The organism is Ruegeria lacuscaerulensis (assembly GCF_013034745.1).
Taxonomy (GTDB): domain Bacteria; phylum Pseudomonadota; class Alphaproteobacteria; order Rhodobacterales; family Rhodobacteraceae; genus Ruegeria; species Ruegeria lacuscaerulensis_B.
In genome coordinates, this window is the sequence record NZ_WQGP01000004.1 from 225,579 (window position 1) to 246,346 (window position 20,768).

Below are 20,768 nucleotides of genomic sequence, written 5' to 3' on the forward strand. Positions count from 1 at the left end.
GTATTTCTCCTGATACTTCTAATTTATTTCTCACTTAACAGTATCTTATGGGCTTAGTTATGCTGACTTCGTCTCCGCCATTTGTTTACATTGGGGCCAAAAATACCTTTGGTCAGCGATTTGGGGTTGCACCGGATTACCGGAGTCCGGTTACGCGTTGGTGCGCGGCACACAAAACATCTTACTGAGAAAAGAGTCATTTAATTCCGTCAAATTGCCCGACCCAATCCACCACAGTTTGCGCCGTTTTGTTCCATTGAGCGTCAAACTGTATATAGTGGCAGGCCCCCTCGACGGGCATGAACTCGGCTGAGTCATAACGGTTCGCCATCGCCTTGGCCGTGCTGGTCGCCACGGCCTTGTCTTCCGTGCCAGAAACGAACAAGAGCGGGCATGTCACATTGTGCGGGTCGATCAGGGTCGTTTGCGCGCTGTCATACATCCAGAACACGAATTCGAACAGCACCCGACCGGACTCGGTGCCTAACCGCTGGTGGATGTCGTGTTGCAGCGCCTCTGGCAGAGTGTTCAACCCGTAGGTTGCCAAAAGCTCGAAATCCTGACCCAAGGCTTGATCCCAGAAAGCTCCGGCAGAGATGAACAGTTTTCCAAGATCGCGCTCTTTGTCGGTGGTGGGCAGGACACCATCGACGATACTGCTGTTCAGCAGAACTCCGGCACGTATCAGACCTTGTGCCGCCAAAAGCTGAGCGACCACGCCTCCGAGCGAATGGCCAACGACAATCGGGGTTTGTCCGATCTCATTGATGGCGCGTCGTGCATCTTCGACATAGTCGGCAATGCTAAGCCCGATCAGCTTGGCGTCCCGATCCGGGCCCGGAGGCAGATCGTGGTGGCGATAGGTCAGGCTGTGACAGTTATAACCCGCTTGTTCGAAGACTTGGCGGACGGGCGCCATCGTCCAGGCAGCGGCATTTGTTCCGGTCAGCAAAAGGACGGGTGGCAGGGGTTCGTCGGTCATCGCGTGCTCGGATCCGCATGGGCTTGGGGCGTGATTTACGTATGCCCCAGAACTTTGCGCGCCACGCGGAAACATTCAAGGGCTTGGGGTACGCCACAGTAGATTCCGATCACATGGATGATGGCGCGGATCTCTTCGGGCGTAACGCCGTTGTTGATCGCGCCTTTGCAGTGAATCTCCCATTCATGCATCTTGCCCAGGGCGCCGATCATCGACAGGTTCATCATCGACCGTGTTTTGGCGTCGATGACATCATCGCCCCATCCAAAACCCCAGCACCAGGCTGTCATCGCTTCTTGGAACGGGCGGGTGAAGTCGTCAGCAGCCGCGAGGTTCTTTTCCACATATTCTGCGCCAAGAGTGCTCTTGCGTTGTTCCAGTCCTTTTAGAAACAAGTTTTCGTTGAACAGGTCTGACATTTTCACCTCGGGAGTCGTGGACAATTGTTGTGTGTTGAGCCGAGAAAATTCGTCGAATTTTCTTCGCCCTCGGGTAGGTCAGTCATCAATGGCGTCGCGCATCCATTGTTGCAACCGTGCGATTGAATGTTCGGACATAACCCCACAGCCGGGGTCCAGCACCAACGGTCCGGGGCGATAGCCGCGGGATTTCAGGCCGCGGTGGACGGATTCGACTAGACGGATATCCTCTTCGACCGTTGTCTCGCGGTCTTGCACGGCCAGTTGGCGGATGACGGCGCTTTCCGATCCGCCCTCGGTATACCATCCGCGCCAGACGGTGCAGTGATCGGCGTCATTCGCGCGCCAGTGATAGGTGTTGAGTACGTTACCCGGATAGCACTGGAACGAGAACATCGGCCACAGGAACCACGACTGGTAGTCGCCCGCATGAGGCACGGACATGTCGATAGGGTAGGTCATCTTGTCGAGGCTCTGACACTCGGTCGTATGACGTAGGACATAGCCGCCGCTGGCATCGGGCTGGATGTCGTAGGTCTCGGGCTTGACGACGCCTTCGGCAAAAGTCGGGTGGTTGGTCGGGCAGTGATAGCATTCCGAGTAGTTCTCGATACTGACCTTCCAGTTGCAGTTTTCCGGAATCTCGACCCATTCCAGCGGTTCCAGAGCGTCGATATGCGGCACAAACGCGCGGATTTCCTCGCGCACGCCAGGGTACCAGTCGTCCATGGGTGCGGCGTCATCGTCGAGGTTGACGAAGATGAAACCGTTGAACACTTCGGTCCGAACCGAGGTCAGGCAGATCGCGCTGCGGTCGAAACCGGGAACCGATTTGATATTCGGGCCGGCGCGCAATTGGCCCGTCAGTTCATAGGTCCAAGAGTGATAGGGGCAGACGACCACGCGGGTATTACCCGCGCCACTGACCATCTCGTGCGCGCGGTGTTGGCACACATTGTAGAATGTGCGGATTTCCCCGTCGCGACCCCGAATGCAGAAGAGGTTTTGCCCCGCGATCTCGAACGCAAAGTAATCACCCGGTTCGCGCACCTGCGCCACGTGGCCCGCGAATTGCCAGGTTCGGGCCAGCAGCCCCTGCAGCTCCTGCGCGAAAATCGCGGGGTCGGTATAGTATCGCGCGTCCAGTGAATGGGTCAGGGGTGCGTTCATTCGGGCTCCTCCGCGTAGAGGCCAAGTTGGTGTCTGCGTTGATGAAACCGCTCAACCCTCTCGACGATTTCGTCGCTGGAGACGGCCACCACAAAGGACAGCAGCGTTTCCAGCAAGGCGATGGTCGAGACGGAGGAGGGGAAGAATTGCGGTGTATCAGCTGCCACGACAAAGCCGTGCTGCGCGTTCAGAATGACCGGGCTGGCCGGGCTGTCCGAGATTCCTACGACAGTCATTCCCTGTTGCCGAGCCAGTTTGATGGCGTCGATCACCTCGGTCCGGTAGGGATGGCATGTGATGGCAATCAGCACGTCCTGTTCATCGGCCCAGGCCAGATCGTCCACAGGGGTTGATCCGGGGCGGGGAATAGCGTGGAATTGCTTCATCCCCGTTGACGCTAGATAGGTGAAGTTCCGTGCGTTCGCGTTGTTCACGCCCACGCCCAGCGTGAAAATCTGGCGACAGGTCCAGATATCCTCGGCCGCCGCCTTTAGGTTGGCGGCGTCAATTCCGGCAAAGGTCTCTTCGATATTGCGGATCGCGGCACCGATCATGTCTGCATAGAGCCCGCCCAGCTCACCCGACTTGCCGATATCCTGCAGCCAACGTGCACGGTCGGGGAACGAGACGCCGCCCCGGCGAATCGCATCACGGAAGGGCGCGCGGAAATCTTCGTATCCTTCGAACCCCACCTGCCGGGCCATGCGGACAAAAGTGTTGGGCTTTACTTTTGCCGCCTCGGCGATCTCGCGCACGGTCGAAACCCCAACATCCGTGGGGTTTTCCAACACGTAGCGTGCGGCCTTTTGCGCCTCGGGCGTCAGGGCCTCCCATTCCTCCGTGAGGCGGTCGAGAACGATTGATGATACATTTGTGTCATTCATGATTGACGATGGTACAAATGTGGAATTAGCCTGTCGAGCAGAAAAGCGACTCGGGAAGAGGAAATGTCATGTCCGAGAAGAAATTGCCCACCCACGCCCGCGTGGTCATTGTTGGAGGCGGCGTCATGGGGGTCGGTCTGGCCTATCATCTGGCGCATGAGGGGTGGGGCGATGAAACCGTTCTGCTGGAAAAGGCCGAGCTGACCAGCGGCAGCACGTGGCACGCGGCGGGCCAGATCACGCATTCGACCTCAAGCTTTGGGCTGGGCAAATGCGTGGACTACAATATCGGTCTCTATTCCGGTCAGCTGGAGGCCGAAACGGGTCAACCGGTGACATGGCATGGCTGCGGGTCCTTCCGCCTGGCCTATACCGAGGATGAGATGGACTGGCTGCGCCATACCCTATCGGTGGGGCGGTCGCTGGGGTTCAACATCGAACTGGTCGGTCCTGAGAAGGTGGCCGAACTGCATCCGTTCTACAATCTGGACGGTGTGTTGGGTGCGCTGCATACACCCGACGACGGTCATGTGGACCCGACCAACGTGACCATGGCGATGGCGACGGGCGCGCGCCAAAAAGGCGTCCGCATCTTCCGCAACTGCCGCGCTACCAACATCACGCAGGCCGAGAATGGCGAGTGGGTGGTTGAGACCGAGACGGGCACCATCACGTGTGAGCATGTTGTGAACGCGGGCGGCACTTATGCGCGTCAGATGGGTGAATGGTCGGGGCTGCAATTGCCGATGACCTCGATGACCCACCATTACTTCGTGACCGAACCGGTGCCTGAGTTCCAGAATCTGGACAATGAACTGCCAGTGATCCGCGATGACCGCAAAGTCTCGGGCTATATCCGGATGGAGCAACAGCGCGGGCTGATCGGGATTTACGAGAAAGAGAACCCGAACTCGGTCTGGCATGATCATTGCCCGTGGGAATACGAAAACTGGCTGTTCGATGCGGATTACGACCGGGTGATGCCGTGGCTTGAGGAAAGCCTGAACCGTATGCCGATCTTTGCCGAACTGGGCATTCAGCGTGACGTGCACGGCGCGATCTCGCACCCGCCGGACGGCAACCCGCTGATCGGGCCTGCGCCGGGTGTGCAGAACTACTGGTGCTGCTGCGGTACGCAGATCGGCATTGGCTGGGGGCCGGGTCTGACGCGTGAGTTGGCGCGCTGGATGGTGCATGGCGCCGCCGAAATCTCTATGCGCGAGTTCGATCCGCGCCGGTTCGGCAGCTATGCCACGAAGGACTGGCAGGTGATTAAGGCCGAGGAAGATTACTGCCTGCGCCACGAAATCCCCTTTCCGCATTTCAACCGTCTCGAAGGGCGTCCGATCAAGCCATCGCCCCTGTATGAATTGCTGAAATCCAAGGGCGCGGTGCATGAGGAAGTCTATGGTTTCGAGCGCCCCCGCTGGTTCGCCCGCGATGGGGTTGAACAGCGCGACCATTATTCCTTCCGCCGCACGCCCGCCGACGACATGGTCGCGGCCGAGGTCAAAGCGGTGCGCGAACGCGTCGGCATCATGGATGTCACCGCCTTTACTAAGGTCGAGGTTTCGGGGCCGGATGCCTACGCCCTGCTGGATCGGCTGACGGCCAACCGGATGCCGCAAAAAGTGGGCTCGATCACGCTGACCCATATGCTGAACCGCCGGGGCCGGATCGAGTTGGAGACCACGATTGTCCGCATGGCTGAAGATCGCTTCTATCTGGTATGCGCCGCGTTCTTCGAACAGCGCTTGCTGGATCACCTGACGCAACGGCGGGCGGATGAGGATGTTCAGATTACCGCCCTCTCGTCCGATTGGTCAGCCTTGTCGCTGAACGGTCCCCGATCGCGGGACGTACTGGCGCGCTGCACCGATGCCGATTTGACCAATGTCGGGTTCCGCTGGTTGTCCGCGCAGGAAATCACAATCGCAGGCCACAAGGTCTGGGCGTTCCGCATGTCCTATGCCGGGGAACTGGGCTGGGAGTTGCACATGCCCAACGCCGCTTGCCTCGACGTTTACAACGCACTTTGGGGCGCGGGTGAGCCGCATGGCATCGCCGACTACGGCAGCTTTGCCATGAACGTGATGCGGATGGAGAAAGGCTTCAAAGGCGCGGGTGAACTAACCAATGAAGTCACATTGGCCGAGGCGGACGTGCTGCGCTTTGCGCGCACCGACAAGGAGTATCTGGGCAAGGACATGACCCTGAACACCGACCTTCCGTGGATTTGCGCCTATCTGGAAATCGAACCGGATGGTGAGATCGACGGCCATGGCGGTGAGGCAGTGATGCTGAATGGTCGCGTGGTCGGCTCGACCGCTTCAGTGGTCTATGGGCATACCGTCGGCAAGATCCTCGCCTTTGCCTACATCAAGCCCGAGGCCGCCACGCCCGGCACCGCATTGCAGGTCGTGATCCACGGTCAATCCCGTGCAGCGCTAGTGCTAGGCGAACCGGCCTATGATCCGCAAAGCCTGCTGCCACGAACCGACGCTGCACTGGAGGCCGCGCAATGATCTTGCCTGATAGAATGAAAGCTATGGTCACGATGGGCCATGGCGGTCTCGAGCAGATGGTGCTTCACCCAGACTGGCCTCGCCCCGAACCTGCGGCTCATGAAGTATTGATCAAGGTCGCCGCCTGCGGTCTGAACAACACGGACGTCAACACGCGGTCGGGTTGGTATTCCAAGACAGTCACCGACGCGACAACCGGCGGCGCGTTTGATGAGGTGGGTGAGGAAGACCCCACCTGGGGCGGCAACCCGATCACCTTCCCGCGCATCCAGGGGGCGGATATCTGTGGTTATATCGTAGCCGTGGGTGCAGGTGTCGACCCCGCCCGTATCGGTCAGCGCGTAATCACCGATGGCTGGTTACGGGACCCGAATGATCCCGGCAACAAGGACAAAACCGGCTACTACGGCTCGGAACGGGACGGAGGGTTTGCCGAATATGCCACCACTCTGGCCGTGAATGCAGTGCCGATTACCTCTGATTTGTCGGATGCGGAACTGGCGACGTTTTCTTGCTCCTACTCAACCGCCGAAGGGATGCTGACCCGCGCTAACGTCAACGACAAAGACACGGTTCTGGTGCCCGGAGCCTCGGGCGGTGTCGGCGGCGCCTTGGTGCAACTGGCCAAACGGCGTGGCGCGCGCGTTGTCGCAATGGCGTCCGAGGCGAAACATGCCGACGTCGCTGAGCTTGGTCCTGACATGATCCTGCCGCGCGCACCAGAAAACCTGCGTGCCGCGCTGGGTGGTGAAAAAATCACGGTAGTCGCCGACGTAGTAGGCGGCCCCTATTGGCCGACCCTGATCGACATCCTCGAGCGCGGCGGACGCTATACTTGCTCCGGAGCCATCGCGGGCCCGATGGTTGAGTTCGACTTGCGCACCTTCTATCTGCGCGACCTGACCTTTACCGGCTCGACCGTGATTGACCCGCAGGTCATGCAGAACCTCGTGAAATATATCGAGGCGGGTGAGATCAAACCGGCTCTTGCCGCGACTTATCCTCTGGAGGAGCTGCGCGAGGCGCAAGCAGCTTTCATCGCCAAGCAGCACACGGGCAATATCGTGGTGATCGCATGACTTTGATTGATGTGCTGAACGCCGCGCGACAGCTGCACCAAACGCATCCTGATCTGGCTGCGTTCGGTGATTGGCCAGATGATCTGTGCGCTGTTGACGTGTCGCCAAACGCGATCCCGGCGGTTCCTCTCGTGCAGGCGATCCAGTCCGATGCCGGGCCGACCCAAGCCCTTACGAAGGCGATCTGCGCAACCGCGCATCTCGCCAATTGGAAGCTGACTTACTCCGAAGACGAAGTCGGTGCCGACTTCCTGAACCGTTTTGGCTACTATGAACTGTTCGGTCCCACGGGCCATTTCCACTCGACAAAGCTGCGGGGTTACGTGGCTTTTTGGGGTGAGGGATTAGCCTATGATTGGCACAGCCATCAGGCCGAAGAACTGTACCTAATCGCCGCCGGCCGTGCGAGGTTTCACGTCGCTGGCAATGACGCCGAACTAACACCCAACCAAACTCGTCTGCACACCAGTTGGCAAAGCCACGCCATGACAACCACCGACAGCCCCATCCTGACCTACGTGCTGTGGCGCGGCGAAGGGCTGGACGCCTGGCCCCGAATGGACGCCGCATGAAAATCACCCGCATCCGCATCTATCAGACCGGGCTGCCCTATGTCGGCGGGGCCTATGTCTGGGGTGCGGGCAAAGCGATTGAGACGGCCATCGCCTCGATTGTGGTGATCGACACCGATGCTGGGTTGCAGGGTTGCGGTGAGTTCACACCTTGCGGCGAAAACTACATGGTCGCGCATTCCCAAGGCGTGCCCGCGCTGGCGCGTTTGGTGGCCCCATCTCTGCTGGGTGAGGACCCCCGGCAGGTTGGACGGATCGAGCAGCTGATGGACCATCTGGTGCAGGGACACGGCTATGCCAAGGCGCCGTTCGATGCGGCTTGCTGGGATATTCTGGGGCAAGCCTGCGTGCAGCCCATCTGGATGTTGCTGGGTGGCAAGCTGACGGACGGTGCCCCGATGTATCGGGTGGCACCTCAGAAGGCAGTGGATGAGACCGTGGCCGAGATGAACACCTATCGTGATCATGGCTACCGTCAGTTCCAGATCAAGGTGGGCGCAGATTGGGCCACGGATATCGACCGCATCAGGGCCACGGTCCCTTTGCTGCAACCGGGTGAGATCGCCATGGCCGACGCCAATCAGGGCTGGCGCGTGGATAACGCGATCCAGGTGGCTCGGGCGACGCGCGACCTGGACTTTATCCTCGAACAACCCTGCAGAACGTACGAGGAATGCCAGCAGGTCCGCCGCGTGGCCGAACAGCCGATGAAGCTGGATGAATGCCTGACAGGAATGCACATGGCGCAGCGGATCGTCGCGGATCAGGGGGCCGAGATCTGCTGCCTGAAGCTTTCCAATCTCGGCGGGCTCAGCAAGGCTCGGCGGGTGCGCGATTTTCTGATTGAAAACCGTATTCCAGTGGTGGCCGAGGATACATGGGGCGGTGAAATCACCACTGCCACCGTCGCCCATTTTGCCGCCTCCACGCCCGAGGAATACCTGCAAAACACCACAGACCTGATGAACTACAACACCCGCTCGACCGGATGCGGCGGGGCTGTGTCGCGAAACGGCAAACTCTACGCGCCAGATGCGCCAGGTTTGGGTGTCACCCCGGATTTCAAAAGCCTCGGCGCGCCCGTGGCGGAGTACACTCTATGAAGATCAAAACCATCACCGTCTACCAAATCGACCTGCCGCTTGAGCATCCCTATTGGTTGTCTGGCGGGCGTTTGAAATTCGAAACGCTGGACGCAACGCTGGTGAAGATTGAAACCGATACTGGCTTGATCGGCTGGGGCGAGGGCACGCCCTGGGGCCATACCTACGTCCCCGCCCACGGCCCAGGCATCCGTGCCGGGATTGAAACCATGGCCCCCTTTATTATGGGCCTCGATCCACGTCGCGTGTTGGATGTGGAACGCGCCATGGATACGGCGCTCCCCGGCCATCTCTATGCCAAAAGCCCTATCGACATGGCCTGTTGGGATATTGCCGGGCAGGCTGCGGGCCTGCCAATTGCCGACCTGATGGGCGGCGGGTCCCGTACCCCGCGCCCGATTGCCTCGTCCGTCGGTGCCAAAACCGCTGAAGAAACGCGCGAGGTGATGACCCGCTACCGCGACCGTGGTTACATCGCCCATTCGGTCAAAATCGGCGGAGACGTCGAACGCGACATAGCCCGCGTTCAAGATGTTGAAAGCTTCCGCCGCCCCGGCGAAATTGTCCTTTATGACGTGAACCGGGGCTGGACTCGCCAACAGGCGCTGCGCGTGATGAAGGCCTGCGAGCCTTTGCAGGTGATCTTCGAACAGCCTTGCGAATCCCTCGATGACATCGCTGCGATCGCACCCCGCCACGCGTCGCCGGTGTCGATGGACGAAAGCCTCGTCACACTGCAAGACGCCGCCCGCATCGCCCGCGACGGGCTGGCCGAGGTCTTTGGCATCAAGCTCAACCGCGTCGGCGGCCTGACCAAGGCAGCCCGAATGCGCGATATCGCCCTGGCCCACGGGATCGACATGTTCGTCATGGCCACCGGAGGCACCGTTCTTGCCGATACCGAGGCCCTGCATTTGGCCGCCACCATCCCAGATCAGAACTGCCATGCCGTCTGGGCCTGCCAGGATATGATCACCGTCGACATCGCCAACGGTCGCGGTCCCCGCAACAATAACGGACATCTCCACCTGCCCGAAACCCCGGGCCTTGGCGTCCACCCCGACGAAGATACCCTCGGTCTCCCAATCGCAACCTACGAGGCCCCGCGATGATCCGCCCCTTCATCTGGCTAGAAATATCTCGGGGTGTGAATTGGCCGAAGGCCAAGAGAGGGGCTGGCCCCTCAGACTGCACGACATCAACACCCCAAGGACGGCCTGAATGAAAATCACCGCCATCACCCTCTGGTCCGTCGACCTCACCAGCCACGAAACCTACCACATGGCCGAGGGCAAAACCTGCGCCACCGTCAAAACCCATGTGCTTTGCCTTGAAACCGATACTGGCCTTAAAGGATGGGGCGAGGTCTGCCCGATTCCCCACTATCTGCCCGCTTATGCCGATGGCGTCCCAGCGGCGATCACCGAAATGGCCCCGGAAATCCTCGGAATGTCGCCCTTCGGGGCCGATGCCCAGATGCGCAAGCTCGACGGGTTTCTACAGGGCCACAGCTACGCAAAATCCGCCGTCGATCTTGCCATATGGGACCTATTCGGCCAGGCCACAGGCCAGCCGGTCTATGCGCTGCTGGGCGGGCGCACGCGCAGGGACACGCCGCTCTATCACTCGATTACCTGCATAGACCCCGATGAGATGGCCCGCATCGCGCAGACCGCCTATCAGACCGGTATTCGCCAGTTTCAGGTCAAGCTGGGGGTTGAAGCCGACTGGCAGGCCGATGCCGAACGCCTGACCAAAGTGCGCGAGGCTGTGGGGCCAGGGCCTATCGTTTACGGAGACTGGAACTGCGGCGCATCGCGCTTGCAGGCCACACGCACGGGCCGCGCCGTGGCGCATCTGGATGTGATGTTGGAGCAGCCTTGCAAAACGCTGGAGGATTGCGCCGCCGTCCGGCAAGCCACTGGCCTGCCGATGAAGATCGACGAAAACGCGCATGATTTGGCCTCGCTGCTCCGCGCGCATGAACTGGGCTGCATGGATGCGGTGGCGTTGAAACTGTCCAAGTTCGGCGGTCTGTCAGCAATGCGCCGCGCACGCGATCTGACCGTGCATCTGGGGGCCGAGATCTGCGCCGAATGCACTTGGGGGTCCGATATCGTCACCGCCGCCGCGTTGCATTTCGCGGCTTCGACCCCGAATGGCTCGCTGATGAACACCTGCGATCTGTCCTCATACGTGGGCCCGCGCCTCTGCCCGGATGCCCCCAGTCGCAAAGACGGTCGCATCGCCTCGCCCGAAGGCCCCGGATTGGGCGTGACGCCTGACCTGGAAATCCTTGGTTCCCCGATATTGGAGATCGCCTGAGATGCTCAAGATCAACACCCAATCCGAATGGATCGCCCGCGCCAACGCTGTTCTGCCCGCAGGGGGTTTTGGCAATTTCGACCCGGGTATCATCATCGCCCGTGGCGAAGGCAGCCGTGTCTGGGATGAGGATGGCAATGAATATGTCGACTATCTGATCGGATCCGGCCCCATGCTGTTGGGCCATGGCCACCCCGAGGTGATGGAGGCGGTGCTGGAACAATTGCCCAAGGGCATGACTTTTTTCGCCAACAACGCCAAAGGCATCGAACTGGCCGAGGCGATCATCGACGCCGTGCCGTGTTGCGAACAGGTGCGCTTTGTCGCTTCGGGCGGTGAGGCGGATATGTACGCCATCCGTTTGGCCCGTGCCTATACCGGGCGCGACAAGATCCTGAAATTCGAGGGCGGCTATCACGGCATGAGCGCCGAGGCGCAAATGAGTCTCGCCCCCAGCCGACAGGTCAACTTCCCGCAAGCGGTGCCCGACAGCGCGGGTATTCCGGCTGGCGTGGCCGAGCAGATGCTGATCGCGCCCTTCAACGATTTGGACGCTGTCGCGGCGTTGCTGAGCGAACATGACGACATCGCCGCTATCATGGTTGAGCCACTGCAACGGATCATCCCGCCTCTGCCGGGCTATCTGCAAGGGCTGCGCGACCTGTGTGACAAACACAAAGTCCTGCTGATCTTCGATGAGATCGTCACCGGTTTTCGTCTAGCCTACGGCGGCGCGCAGGAGAAATATGGCGTCACCCCTGATATCTGCACCATGGGGAAGATCATCGGCGGCGGCTTCCCCCTGGCCGCGTTGGGTGCAAGCGCCGAGATCATGAAGCATTTCGACAAAGATCAGGTGGGCGAGGGTGGCTGGCTGATGCAGTTGGGCACGCTGTCGGGCAACCCGGTGGCCTCGGTCGCGGGGTTGAAAACGATGGAGGTACTGCGCCGCGACGGCGTCTATGACCAACTGCGCGTGACCGGCGCTGCCCTGCAAAAAATGCAGACGGATGCCCTGACCGACGCGGGGATTCCACATCAGATCTGCGGGGATGAAACACTTTTCGACATCTATTTCACAGATAGCCCCTGCCGTGATTATCGCAGTGCCCGTCACGATGACCCCCAACGCAACGCGCTCTACAATAACAGTTTAAGGGCGAGTGGTGTCTTCAAGTCACCGGGTAAGCTCTACCCGTCTTTGGCCGTGACAGATGCCGATCTTGAGCTGACCCGTGATGCAGTGCGAAACGCGGTCGAGGTAATCCTTCGCGCAGGTTAATGGAAAGGAAACGGGCCGCTGTCATCGCTGACAACGGCCCTAACAGATCGGATATCAGGGTTGCGTCTCGCCCCCTCGAATACCACTTAAAATGGACAGACTTACAAAAAACTTCGACTTATTCGAGACCAACCCAACCTCTCAATCGGTGTGATCCCAATATGCGCGGATTTTTGCGCGCTGGCAGTGAACTAGATCACATACCGCTATTTTTTCTCAATTTTTCCAGTCGAAGAAACCAGGGCCAGCCCTTTGAAGCAGAGTACTTGCCATGGCGCGGCCCATTTCGGCCCCGTCCTCCACCGCGCCGGAGATCTCCTCGGCAATTGCCTCGGATCCATCGGGGCGCAGCACCTCGCCGCGCAGGCGCAATTGGCCGCCTTGCAGTTCGGCCAGACCCGCGATGGGCGTTTCGCAGGACCCGTCCAACGCCGCGAGCAGCGCGCGCTCGGCCGCCAGACGTTGTCCGGTTTCGGCGTGGTGGATCGCCTCAAGCATACACGCTGCGCGGGAATCGTCGCTGCGACGCTCGATACCGATCGTGCCTTGGGCGATGGCAGGCAGCATGTCCTCGGGCGCGATGGCGGTGGCGGGGACGTCCTCCATGTTCAGGCGGCGGATGCCGGCCATGGCCAGAAAGGTGCAATCAGCCACGCCGTCTGCCAGTTTTTTCAGTCGCGTTTGCACGTTGCCTCGGAATTCAACCACGTTCAGGTCGGGGCGGCGGTTCAGCAATTGGGCCCGGCGGCGCAGGGACGAGGTGCCGACGGTCGCACCCTGCGGCAGGTCGTGAATTGAATTCAAACTTGGCGAGATGAAGGCGTCGCGCACATCCTCGCGCGGAAGGAACGTGTCCAGCACCAGACCTGCGGGCTGTTCCACCGGCATGTCCTTGGTGGAATGCACCGCGATGTCGATATCGCCGCGCAGCATTGCCTCTTCGATTTCCTTGGTGAACAGCCCCTTGTTGCCGATCTCTTTCAACGGGCGGTCCGCGTCGATCATGGCGCGGTTGTCGCCAGTGGTCTTGATCACCACGATCTCGAACGCCTCTTCGGACAGATCAAATGCGGTGCCCAGCCTTTGGCGGGTCTCATGGGCTTGCGCCAGCGCCAGCGGCGATCCGCGTGTTCCGATCTTGAGCGGTGAGTCGGGGGAGGGCAGGGTCAGTGTCATGGCGCAAGCTTTAATCGCGTCACATTGCCCTGACAATGGGGGCAGAGCTTGACAAATTGCCACTGAGGGCCGACCCGTGGCGCAAACCGGATGATTGGGGGCAAAGATGGCCGAGACAAAGAAGATACTGCGCGCATTGGCAGGTGAAGTGCAGGATGTGCCGCCGATCTGGATGATGCGTCAGGCCGGGCGGTACCTGCCCGAATACCGCGCGACGCGGGCGCAGGCGGGGGATTTCCTGTCGCTGTGCTATAACCCCGAACTGGCGGCCGAGGTCACGTTGCAGCCGATCCGCCGCTATGGGTTCGATGCGGCGATTCTGTTTGCCGATATTCTTCTAGTGCCACAGGCGCTGGGCGCGGATTTGTGGTTTGTCACCGGTGAGGGGCCGCGCTTGTCGACCATCACCCAGCAGGCCGAGTTTGATGCGTTGAAACCCGTGGATGCGATTCATGAGACTTTGTCGCCGGTCTATGAAACCGTGCGTATCCTGTCGCGGGAATTGCCGTCCGAGACGACTTTGATCGGTTTTGCAGGCGCGCCCTGGACGGTGGCCACCTATATGATCGCCGGGCGCGGCACGCCGGACCAAGGCCCGGCCCATGCGCTGCGCGAGGGGAATGTGGCATTGTTCGAGGCGGTGCTCGAGCGGATCACGCTGGCGACGATCGAGTATCTGTCGGCCCAGATCGAGGCCGGGGCTGAGGTGGTTAAGATATTTGACAGTTGGGCCGGGTCACTGAAGGGCGAGGCATTCCAGAAATATGCGGTTGAGCCCTGCCGAGTGATCACACAGGCCATCAAGGAGCGCCATCCCGGTATTCCGGTCATCGGTTTCCCGCGCGAGGCCGGAGAGGGCTATGTTGGGTTTGCCAAGGCCACCGGCGTGGATTGTGTGGCGCTGGACAACTCGGTCGCGCCAGATTGGGCGGCGGCCAATGTGCAAGTGGATGGCTGCGTGCAGGGCAATCTGGCCTCGTCTCATATGGTGACAGGTGGGCAGGCTTTGGTGGATGAGACGCGAAAGATCGTAGAGGCGTTTTCCAAGGGACCGCATATTTTCAACCTTGGGCATGGGATCACGCCGGATGCGGATCCCGAGAATGTTCAGTTGATGATTGATACGGTGCGCGCGCGGTAAGCCAGGATGGAGGTGGCCAGCCCCCTTCTTGACCTTTGGCCAATTCATCCCCTGGGATATTTTTGGCCAGATGAAGGGGCGGATGCGGGCTGTGTTTCGATCTCGGCGCGGATTTCGTCACTGTGTTCGCCGCGTCTGGGGCTGGGTCTGAGGCGCCAATCATGGGTTGAAAACCGTGGTGCGGCCGTGGCTTGCAGCGTGCCGTCTTGCGCCGTCCATGTTTGGCGGCTTTGGTTCATGGGATGGTCGAGCGCTTGTTCGGGACTGAGGACCGGGGCGACGCAGGCATCGGAGCCATGGAACAGGTGTGCCCAGTGATCGCGTGGGTGTTGGGCGAAAATGTCGGTCAGGCGATTGGTGAGCATTGGCCAGAGTTCGCTGTTGTATTGCTGTTGGAAATCCGGGTCGTCAGACAGGTTCAGTTTGCGCAAGAATTCGGCGTAGAATTTGGGCTCCAGGCATTGGACGGTGACGAATCCTGCGTCCGAGCACGCGTATGTGCGGCTCCAATGGGGGCCGTCCAGCAGGCTTTGCCCCCGCGTGTCATGCAGGTTGCCGGTCTGCCGTAAGCTCATGAGCAGGTTCATCATATGGGCCGAGCCGTCGTAGATGGCGGCGTCAACGACCGTGCCTTGCCCGGTTTTCTGCGCATTCAACAGCCCGGCCAGAAGACCCGCTACCAGATACATGGCGCCGCCGCCGATATCGCCCAAAAGGGTGGCTGGTGTTTGCGGTGCGTCGCCGGGGGAGGATGCATACCAGAGCGCGCCGGACAGGGCGATGTAGTTCAGGTCGTGTCCGGCCGTCTGCGCTAGAGGGCTGTTCCGGCCCCAGCCGGTCATGCGACCATAGACCAGCTTAGGGTTCGTCTCGTGGCAGGGTTCGGGGCCGAGGCCCAGCTTCTCCATCACGCCGGGGCGGAAGCCTTCGATCAGGGCATCGGCCGTGGCAATCAGGCGTTTGGCGGTGCTCAGGTCGTTGGGGTCCTTTAAGTCCAGCGCAATGGATCGCTTGCCCCGATCCAAAAGCGATTGTTCGGGCATACCTGGCGTTACTGCGCCGCCTTTGCGGTGGATGGTGATGACGTCGGCGCCCAGATCGGCCAGAAGCATGGCGGCGAAAGGGGCGGGGCCGAGTCCTTCGATTTCGATGATGCGTGTTCCGGTCAGCATGGTGTTTTCCCTTTCAGGGCAGGGTTTCCGGGGCTGGGCAGAATTGCAAGGCGGATTTTGAGCGGGCAGGGTTGTGCCTCGCTTGTGAAATGGCTCTGTTCTGTTCCGGCGCAGCGCGATACTGTCCCTGCCAGAACGGGGAATATGTATGATACCAATTCTGTCGATCCGGGATTTGCGGAAATCCTATGCCGGAGGGTTTGAGGCGCTGAAAGGCGTGTCACTGGATATCGAGCAGGGCGAGATTCTGGCGCTGTTGGGCCCCAACGGGGCCGGTAAGACGACGCTGATCTCCACCGTCTGTGGAATCACCACTCCAACCTCGGGCAGTGTGACGGTTGGCGGTCACGACATTCAAACGGATTTCCGCGCCGCGCGTCGGATGATTGGCCTTGTACCGCAAGAGATCGCGCTGGAGCCGTTTGAAAAGGTTTGGAACACCGTGCGGTTTTCGCGCGGGCTGTTTGGCTATGGCACCGACAATGCCCGGATTGAGGAAATTCTGCGCAAGCTGTCGCTGTGGGACAAACGTAAAAGCGCCATCAAGGAATTATCGGGCGGTATGAAACGCCGGGTGCTGATCGCCAAGGCGCTGGCCCACGAGCCGCGCGTGCTGTTTCTGGACGAACCCACCGCAGGCGTCGATGTCGAGCTGCGCAAAGACATGTGGGAGATCGTGGCCGAGTTGAAGCAAGCGGGTGTGACAATCATCCTGACTACCCATTACATTGAAGAGGCTGAGGCCATTGCCGACCGCGTCGGTGTAATTGACAAGGGCGAGCTTCTGCTGGTGCAGGACAAGGCAACCTTGATGGCTCAGATGGGCAAGAAACAGATCGAGGTGATGCTGACCGCACCCATTGAGGCCATCCCAGATTGTCTGGCCGCGCATAACCTGACGCTGAATGGCAATGGGGACTCGCTGGTCTATACCTATGATACCAATGCCGACCGTACCGGGATCACTACCTTGTTGAACGACGTGGCCGAGGCGGGGTTGGTGTTACGTGACGTGCAGACCCGGCAATCGAGCCTGGAAGAGATTTTCGTCAATCTTGTGTCAGGAGATCCTGCATGAACTGGACCGCCATCGCCGCCATCTACCGGTTCGAAATGGCCCGGTTTTTCCGCACTCTGGCGCAGAGTTTTCTGTCACCGGTCCTGTCGACCTCGTTGTATTTCGTGGTTTTCGGCACCGCCATCGGCAGTCGTATTCAAGAGGTCGAGGGCGTGTCCTACGGGGCGTTCATCGTGCCGGGGCTGATCATGCTGTCAGTGGTGATGCTTTGTATATCGAACGCGTCATTCGGCATCTACTTCCCCAAATTCCTTGGCACGATTTATGAGCTGCTCTCGGCCCCGGTGAATTTCATCGAGATCGTGATCGGATATGTGGGAGCGGCTGCAACCAAGGCGTTGTTCGTGGGTGTGGTGATTTTGATCACCGCGACGTTCTTTGTGGACTTACGGATCGAACACCCGCTGGCCATGGTGGCCTTTTTGGTGCTGACCTGCCTTAGTTTCTCGCTCTTGGGGTTCATCATCGGCATCTGGGCCAGTAACTTCGAGCAGATGTCGCTGGTGCCGCAACTGGTGGTTACGCCGCTGATCTTTCTGGGAGGGACGTTCTATTCGATCTCGATGCTGCCGCCGGTGTGGCAAACGATCACGTTGTTCAATCCGGTGGTCTATCTGATCTCGGGGTTCAGGTGGTCGTTCTACGGTTTGGCTGACGTTCCGATCGTGTTCAGTCTGCTGGCCATTCTTGCCTTCACAGGTATTTGCCTTGGCATCATTTGGTGGATTTTCAAAACCGGTTGGCGCATCCGGAGCTAGCCAATGATCGACGTTGCATTTTTGCCCATCGACGCCGAGAAATGTGACCCTCCCGCATCCAAGGTTCAAACCGTCCCTTGTTTACCGGTGGGCCGCACTCTACATCGGCTCCCATGAAACTGCGCCTGCCCTTCGTCAAAAAACAACCCTGTGTGGCCGTTATTCGCCTGTCTGGCGCCATCGGAATGACGGGGCGCGGCTCGATGTCCGATACATCGCTAGCGCCGGTTCTTGAGAAAGCGTTTCGAAAAGGCAAACCGGCCGCCGTCGCGCTTGAGGTCAATTCGCCCGGTGGATCGCCCGTTCAAAGCTCACTGATCGGGGCGCGGATTCGGCGATTATCTGAGGAATTGAACGTTCCTGTCATAGCGTTTGTCGAAGATGTCGCCGCCTCGGGTGGGTATTGGCTGGCGGCAGCTGCAGATGAAATTTATGCCGACGACAGTTCGGTGCTGGGCTCGATTGGCGTGATTTCATCCGGTTTTGGCGCGCATGTGCTGCTAAAACGGCAGGGGATCGAACGGCGGGTTCATACAGCCGGGGCGTCGAAGTCCATGCTCGACCCGTTCTCGCCCGAAAAGAAAGAAGATGTGGCTCGTCTAGAACGTCTGTTAGGCGACATTCACGAAAATTTCATCACCCATGTGAAAACCCGGCGGGACGGGAAGCTGGACGAAAGCCAGGACCTGTTTACTGGCGAAATCTGGCTGGCGCGGCGGGCACAGGAATTGGGTCTGATCGACGGCATTGCGCATCTGAAACCCAAGATGCAGGAGCGGTTCGGCGACAAGGTCAAATTCCGCCGCTATGGCCTGCGCAAGCCGCTATTGTCGCGGGTTGGTGCGTCGGTGGCGCAAGACGCGATTGCAGGGCTTGAGGAGCGCGCGGCCTATGCGCGTTTTGGTCTGTGACGTGATCATCAAGATTGTCACACTCTTCCTGATTGCCATGGGCGTGCTGGCCATGTTCGGCAAGCTGCGCTTTCCGGGTCAAAAGAGGCTGCAATCATCCCGGTGTCCGCGCTGCGGGCGGTTCAGGATCGGCAAAGGCCCCTGCGCCTGCGAAAAAGGAGGCCGTACATGACGGCATGGCTGCTTTCGGGGCTCGGGCTGCTGATCCTGCTGCTGGCGGGTGATGCGCTTGTGCGTGGGGCCGTGAACCTCAGCCTGCGCTTGGGCGTGCCTGCTCTGATCGTCAGCCTGACCATTGTGGCTTTTGGCACTTCGGCGCCTGAATTGTTGATTGCGATCAGCGCGATTCAGGAAAACGCACCGGGGATCGCGCTTGGCAATGTGGTCGGTTCAAACACGGCCAATATCCTGTTGGTGCTGGGCCTGCCTGCGCTGCTGGCCACGTTGCACACCAGCGAATGTGACAGCCGCAAGAACTATGTCTTCATGATCATGGCAACGGTGCTGTTCATCGGGTTGGCCTTTTGCGGCGTGTTCAACTTGCTCAGCGGGGCCATCCTGTTGACGGCGCTGGCTTTGGTTCTGTGGAACGCGTTCCGCGAGGCGCATGCACACCGCAAAGCCTGTGGTGACGCCTGCGCAGACGATGATGATCTGGACGGCCTGGAAGAGGCTGATCCGAATATGCCCTATTGGAAAATCTCGATCTATCTTGTGCTGGGTCTGATCGGATTGCCGATGGGTGCGCATCTGCTGGTCGACAACGCGACGGTCATTGCCCGCACCTATGGGGTCAGCGAAACGGTGATCGGGTTGACGCTGGTGGCGGTCGGGACGTCTCTGCCCGAACTGGCGACGACCGTGATGGCGGCGCTGCGCCGTCAGGCGGATGTTGCTTTGGGGAACGTCATCGGGTCGAACATGTTCAACCTGCTGGCCATTGTGGGGATTGCCACGCTTGTCGGGCGCATCCCGGTCGATCCCGAATTCTTGCATTTCGATTTGTGGGTGATGCTGGCGGCCTCGCTGCTGCTGATCCCCTTCGTCTTTTTCAAGAAAGATATCACCCGCGGGTGGGGCCTGTTGTTGACCCTGCTGTATGTGGTCTACATCGTCACATTGCTGGCCTAACCTGACGGAGACCCAATCATGACTCGTGCCCTCGTAACCGGAGCAGGCATTCGCCTTGGTCGGGCTATGGCCCTGTATCTGGCACAGCGCGGGTATGATGTGGCCATCCACTATGCGACCTCGGAACAACCAGCGCTGGATGTTGTGGCCAAGGCTCAAGCCATGGGCCGCAGCGCGATCGCCCTACAGGCCGATGTTCTGGATGAGACGCAGGTTCAGACCTTGTTGCCCCGCGCGGCTGAGGCGCTGGGTGGACCGATAACATGTCTGGTCAACAATGCTTCGATCTTTGAATATGACAACATTCAGACGGCCACTCGAACAAGCTGGGACCGCCACATGGACAGCAACCTTCGCGCGCCCTTCGTTCTGACGCAGGCCATGGCTGAACAAGGGTTGGAACCTGAAAAAGACGATGCAGGAGAACCGGTGGCGACCGGCCTGATCGTCAACATGGTGGATATGCGCGTGCGTAAGCTGACGCCCGAATTTATGTCCTACACTATCGCTAAGATGGGTCTCTGGGCGCTGACTCGTACCGCTGCGCAGGCGCTGACCCCGGCTATCCGCGTCAATGCGATTGGTCCAGGCCCGACGATGCAGGGACATCGTCAAAGCGCCGATCACTTTAGCGCGCAGCGAAGAAACACAGTGTTGGAACGCGGCGCAAACCCGTCTGATATCACCGCTGCGCTGGGCTATTTTCTGGATGCCCACGCCGTCACCGGACAGCTTTTATGCGTGGATGGCGGGCAGCATCTTGGTTGGCAAACACCGGATGTTTTGGGCGTTGAATAGGTAATTCTCAGATAAGTTTTGCACCGCTCTCATTTCTGTTACCAACGCGTTACAAAAATGTATTGTTTTTCATGCACTTGCCCTGTGTATGAAAAAATATCAATTAAAAACAAACAGTTAGTCTACTGCCTATTTTTTGTGCAAATCAAGGAATCCTTAATGAATTAAGGGAAAATCGCGATACCCGGAAACTTATCTTCATACTTATCCACAGAAACCGTGGATTTGTTTTCTCTTGATCTGAGGCGCTCAAGATTGCAGC

At 59.5% G+C, this 20,768-nt stretch carries 20 protein-coding genes; 14 read left to right on the forward strand and 6 right to left on the reverse strand.

All coding sequences use genetic code 11. The features are described 5' to 3' along the window. Nucleotides 1-196: 196 nt before the first annotated feature. From GOV79_RS09640 to GOV79_RS09655, 4 genes are all read right to left on the reverse strand, one after another. Nucleotides 197-982, reverse strand: coding sequence for an alpha/beta hydrolase (locus GOV79_RS09640; protein WP_170789623.1), 786 nt, complete (start codon nt 980-982; stop codon nt 197-199). A 35-nt stretch (nt 983-1,017) separates the two neighbouring features. Next, nucleotides 1,018-1,401, reverse strand: a complete 384-nt coding sequence (locus GOV79_RS09645) for a carboxymuconolactone decarboxylase family protein (protein ID WP_170789624.1) — start codon at nt 1,399-1,401, stop codon at nt 1,018-1,020. 78 nt (nt 1,402-1,479) lie between these two features. Further along, entirely contained in the window at nt 1,480-2,571 is a 1,092-nt protein-coding gene (locus GOV79_RS09650) for an aromatic ring-hydroxylating oxygenase subunit alpha (protein WP_170789625.1), read from the reverse strand. Further along, nucleotides 2,568-3,455: a MurR/RpiR family transcriptional regulator gene (locus tag GOV79_RS09655; RefSeq protein ID WP_170772749.1), complete on the reverse strand. Its 888-nt coding sequence runs from the start codon at nt 3,453-3,455 to the stop codon at nt 2,568-2,570. The genes GOV79_RS09650 and GOV79_RS09655 overlap by 4 nt, the downstream gene beginning before the upstream one ends. A 68-nt stretch (nt 3,456-3,523) precedes the next feature. Between GOV79_RS09655 and GOV79_RS09660 the strand changes: the two genes are divergently transcribed. From GOV79_RS09660 to GOV79_RS09690, 7 genes are all read left to right on the forward strand, one after another. Beyond that, nucleotides 3,524-5,980 carry an FAD-dependent oxidoreductase gene (locus tag GOV79_RS09660; RefSeq protein ID WP_170789626.1) on the forward strand — a complete coding sequence of 819 codons (2,457 nt, stop codon included), beginning with the start codon at nt 3,524-3,526 and terminating at the stop codon, nt 5,978-5,980. Next, entirely contained in the window at nt 5,977-7,059 is a 1,083-nt protein-coding gene (locus GOV79_RS09665) for an alcohol dehydrogenase family protein (protein WP_237217994.1), read from the forward strand. Before GOV79_RS09660 ends, GOV79_RS09665 begins: the two co-directional genes overlap by 4 nt. Then, the gene (locus GOV79_RS09670) at nt 7,056-7,631 is read left to right on the forward strand and encodes a dimethylsulfonioproprionate lyase family protein (protein WP_170789627.1); all 576 of its coding nucleotides are present in this window, start codon (nt 7,056-7,058) and stop codon (nt 7,629-7,631) included. The genes GOV79_RS09665 and GOV79_RS09670 overlap by 4 nt, the downstream gene beginning before the upstream one ends. Next, entirely contained in the window at nt 7,628-8,734 is a 1,107-nt protein-coding gene (locus GOV79_RS09675) for a mandelate racemase/muconate lactonizing enzyme family protein (protein ID WP_170789628.1), read from the forward strand. The genes GOV79_RS09670 and GOV79_RS09675 overlap by 4 nt, the downstream gene beginning before the upstream one ends. Next, the gene (locus tag GOV79_RS09680; RefSeq protein WP_170789629.1) at nt 8,731-9,846 is read left to right on the forward strand and encodes a mandelate racemase/muconate lactonizing enzyme family protein; all 1,116 of its coding nucleotides are present in this window, start codon (nt 8,731-8,733) and stop codon (nt 9,844-9,846) included. The genes GOV79_RS09675 and GOV79_RS09680 overlap by 4 nt, the downstream gene beginning before the upstream one ends. Nucleotides 9,847-9,955: 109 nt before the next feature. Then, nucleotides 9,956-11,059 carry a mandelate racemase/muconate lactonizing enzyme family protein gene (locus GOV79_RS09685; RefSeq protein WP_170789630.1) on the forward strand — a complete coding sequence of 368 codons (1,104 nt, stop codon included), beginning with the start codon at nt 9,956-9,958 and terminating at the stop codon, nt 11,057-11,059. 1 nt (nt 11,060) lies between these two features. Next, nucleotides 11,061-12,341 (forward strand): aspartate aminotransferase family protein, encoded by a 1,281-nt coding sequence (locus GOV79_RS09690; protein WP_170789631.1) that lies wholly within the window; start codon nt 11,061-11,063, stop codon nt 12,339-12,341. A gap of 216 nt (nt 12,342-12,557) precedes the next feature. Here the strand turns inward: GOV79_RS09690 and hemC are convergent, their stop codons facing one another. Then, complete coding sequence (gene hemC, locus GOV79_RS09695; protein ID WP_170789632.1) at nt 12,558-13,517, reverse strand: hydroxymethylbilane synthase; 960 nt, start codon at nt 13,515-13,517, stop codon at nt 12,558-12,560. Between the two features lie 106 nt (nt 13,518-13,623). Here hemC and hemE point away from each other — a divergent pair, with 106 nt between their 5' ends. Then, nucleotides 13,624-14,658, forward strand: coding sequence for a uroporphyrinogen decarboxylase (gene hemE / locus GOV79_RS09700; RefSeq protein ID WP_170789633.1), 1,035 nt, complete (start codon nt 13,624-13,626; stop codon nt 14,656-14,658). 44 nt (nt 14,659-14,702) lie between these two features. On the opposite strand, the gene GOV79_RS09705 is transcribed toward hemE, so the two are convergent. Then, complete coding sequence (locus tag GOV79_RS09705; RefSeq protein ID WP_170789634.1) at nt 14,703-15,830, reverse strand: CaiB/BaiF CoA transferase family protein; 1,128 nt, start codon at nt 15,828-15,830, stop codon at nt 14,703-14,705. Between the two features lie 148 nt (nt 15,831-15,978). On the opposite strand from GOV79_RS09705, the gene GOV79_RS09710 reads away from it, so the two are divergent. The 6 genes from GOV79_RS09710 (at nt 15,979) to GOV79_RS09735 (ending at nt 20,506) form a co-directional block, all read left to right on the forward strand. Next, a complete protein-coding gene (locus GOV79_RS09710) occupies nt 15,979-16,908 on the forward strand; it encodes an ABC transporter ATP-binding protein (protein WP_170789635.1) in 930 nt (309 codons plus the stop codon). After that, nucleotides 16,905-17,666, forward strand: a complete 762-nt coding sequence (locus tag GOV79_RS09715) for an ABC transporter permease (RefSeq protein WP_170772727.1) — start codon at nt 16,905-16,907, stop codon at nt 17,664-17,666. The genes GOV79_RS09710 and GOV79_RS09715 overlap by 4 nt, the downstream gene beginning before the upstream one ends. 113 nt (nt 17,667-17,779) lie before the next feature. Further along, a complete protein-coding gene (locus GOV79_RS09720; RefSeq protein WP_170789636.1) occupies nt 17,780-18,577 on the forward strand; it encodes a S49 family peptidase in 798 nt (265 codons plus the stop codon). Then, a complete protein-coding gene (locus tag GOV79_RS09725) occupies nt 18,558-18,749 on the forward strand; it encodes a hypothetical protein (RefSeq protein ID WP_170789458.1) in 192 nt (63 codons plus the stop codon). The genes GOV79_RS09720 and GOV79_RS09725 overlap by 20 nt, the downstream gene beginning before the upstream one ends. Then, entirely contained in the window at nt 18,746-19,708 is a 963-nt protein-coding gene (locus tag GOV79_RS09730; protein WP_170772722.1) for a calcium/sodium antiporter, read from the forward strand. Before GOV79_RS09725 ends, GOV79_RS09730 begins: the two co-directional genes overlap by 4 nt. Before the next feature lie 18 nt (nt 19,709-19,726). Then, complete coding sequence (locus GOV79_RS09735) at nt 19,727-20,506, forward strand: SDR family oxidoreductase (RefSeq protein ID WP_170789637.1); 780 nt, start codon at nt 19,727-19,729, stop codon at nt 20,504-20,506. The last annotated feature ends 262 nt before the right edge of the window (nt 20,507-20,768 follow it).

What these genes read in the sequence shown, in the direction of transcription:
- GOV79_RS09640 (WP_170789623.1), bottom strand. Translation starts at nt 982, where the DNA reads ATGACCGACGAACCCCTGCCACCCGTCCTTTTGCTGACCGGAACAAAT.
- GOV79_RS09645 (WP_170789624.1), bottom strand. Translation starts at nt 1,401, where the DNA reads ATGTCAGACCTGTTCAACGAAAACTTGTTTCTAAAAGGACTGGAACAA.
- GOV79_RS09650 (WP_170789625.1), bottom strand. Translation starts at nt 2,571, where the DNA reads ATGAACGCACCCCTGACCCATTCACTGGACGCGCGATACTATACCGAC.
- GOV79_RS09655 (WP_170772749.1), bottom strand. Translation starts at nt 3,455, where the DNA reads ATGAATGACACAAATGTATCATCAATCGTTCTCGACCGCCTCACGGAG.
- GOV79_RS09660 (WP_170789626.1), top strand. Translation starts at nt 3,524, where the DNA reads ATGTCCGAGAAGAAATTGCCCACCCACGCCCGCGTGGTCATTGTTGGA.
- GOV79_RS09665 (WP_237217994.1), top strand. Translation starts at nt 5,977, where the DNA reads ATGATCTTGCCTGATAGAATGAAAGCTATGGTCACGATGGGCCATGGC.
- GOV79_RS09670 (WP_170789627.1), top strand. Translation starts at nt 7,056, where the DNA reads ATGACTTTGATTGATGTGCTGAACGCCGCGCGACAGCTGCACCAAACG.
- GOV79_RS09675 (WP_170789628.1), top strand. Translation starts at nt 7,628, where the DNA reads ATGAAAATCACCCGCATCCGCATCTATCAGACCGGGCTGCCCTATGTC.
- GOV79_RS09680 (WP_170789629.1), top strand. Translation starts at nt 8,731, where the DNA reads ATGAAGATCAAAACCATCACCGTCTACCAAATCGACCTGCCGCTTGAG.
- GOV79_RS09685 (WP_170789630.1), top strand. Translation starts at nt 9,956, where the DNA reads ATGAAAATCACCGCCATCACCCTCTGGTCCGTCGACCTCACCAGCCAC.
- GOV79_RS09690 (WP_170789631.1), top strand. Translation starts at nt 11,061, where the DNA reads ATGCTCAAGATCAACACCCAATCCGAATGGATCGCCCGCGCCAACGCT.
- hemC (WP_170789632.1), bottom strand. Translation starts at nt 13,517, where the DNA reads ATGACACTGACCCTGCCCTCCCCCGACTCACCGCTCAAGATCGGAACA.
- hemE (WP_170789633.1), top strand. Translation starts at nt 13,624, where the DNA reads ATGGCCGAGACAAAGAAGATACTGCGCGCATTGGCAGGTGAAGTGCAG.
- GOV79_RS09705 (WP_170789634.1), bottom strand. Translation starts at nt 15,830, where the DNA reads ATGCTGACCGGAACACGCATCATCGAAATCGAAGGACTCGGCCCCGCC.
- GOV79_RS09710 (WP_170789635.1), top strand. Translation starts at nt 15,979, where the DNA reads ATGATACCAATTCTGTCGATCCGGGATTTGCGGAAATCCTATGCCGGA.
- GOV79_RS09715 (WP_170772727.1), top strand. Translation starts at nt 16,905, where the DNA reads ATGAACTGGACCGCCATCGCCGCCATCTACCGGTTCGAAATGGCCCGG.
- GOV79_RS09720 (WP_170789636.1), top strand. Translation starts at nt 17,780, where the DNA reads ATGAAACTGCGCCTGCCCTTCGTCAAAAAACAACCCTGTGTGGCCGTT.
- GOV79_RS09725 (WP_170789458.1), top strand. Translation starts at nt 18,558, where the DNA reads ATGCGCGTTTTGGTCTGTGACGTGATCATCAAGATTGTCACACTCTTC.
- GOV79_RS09730 (WP_170772722.1), top strand. Translation starts at nt 18,746, where the DNA reads ATGACGGCATGGCTGCTTTCGGGGCTCGGGCTGCTGATCCTGCTGCTG.
- GOV79_RS09735 (WP_170789637.1), top strand. Translation starts at nt 19,727, where the DNA reads ATGACTCGTGCCCTCGTAACCGGAGCAGGCATTCGCCTTGGTCGGGCT.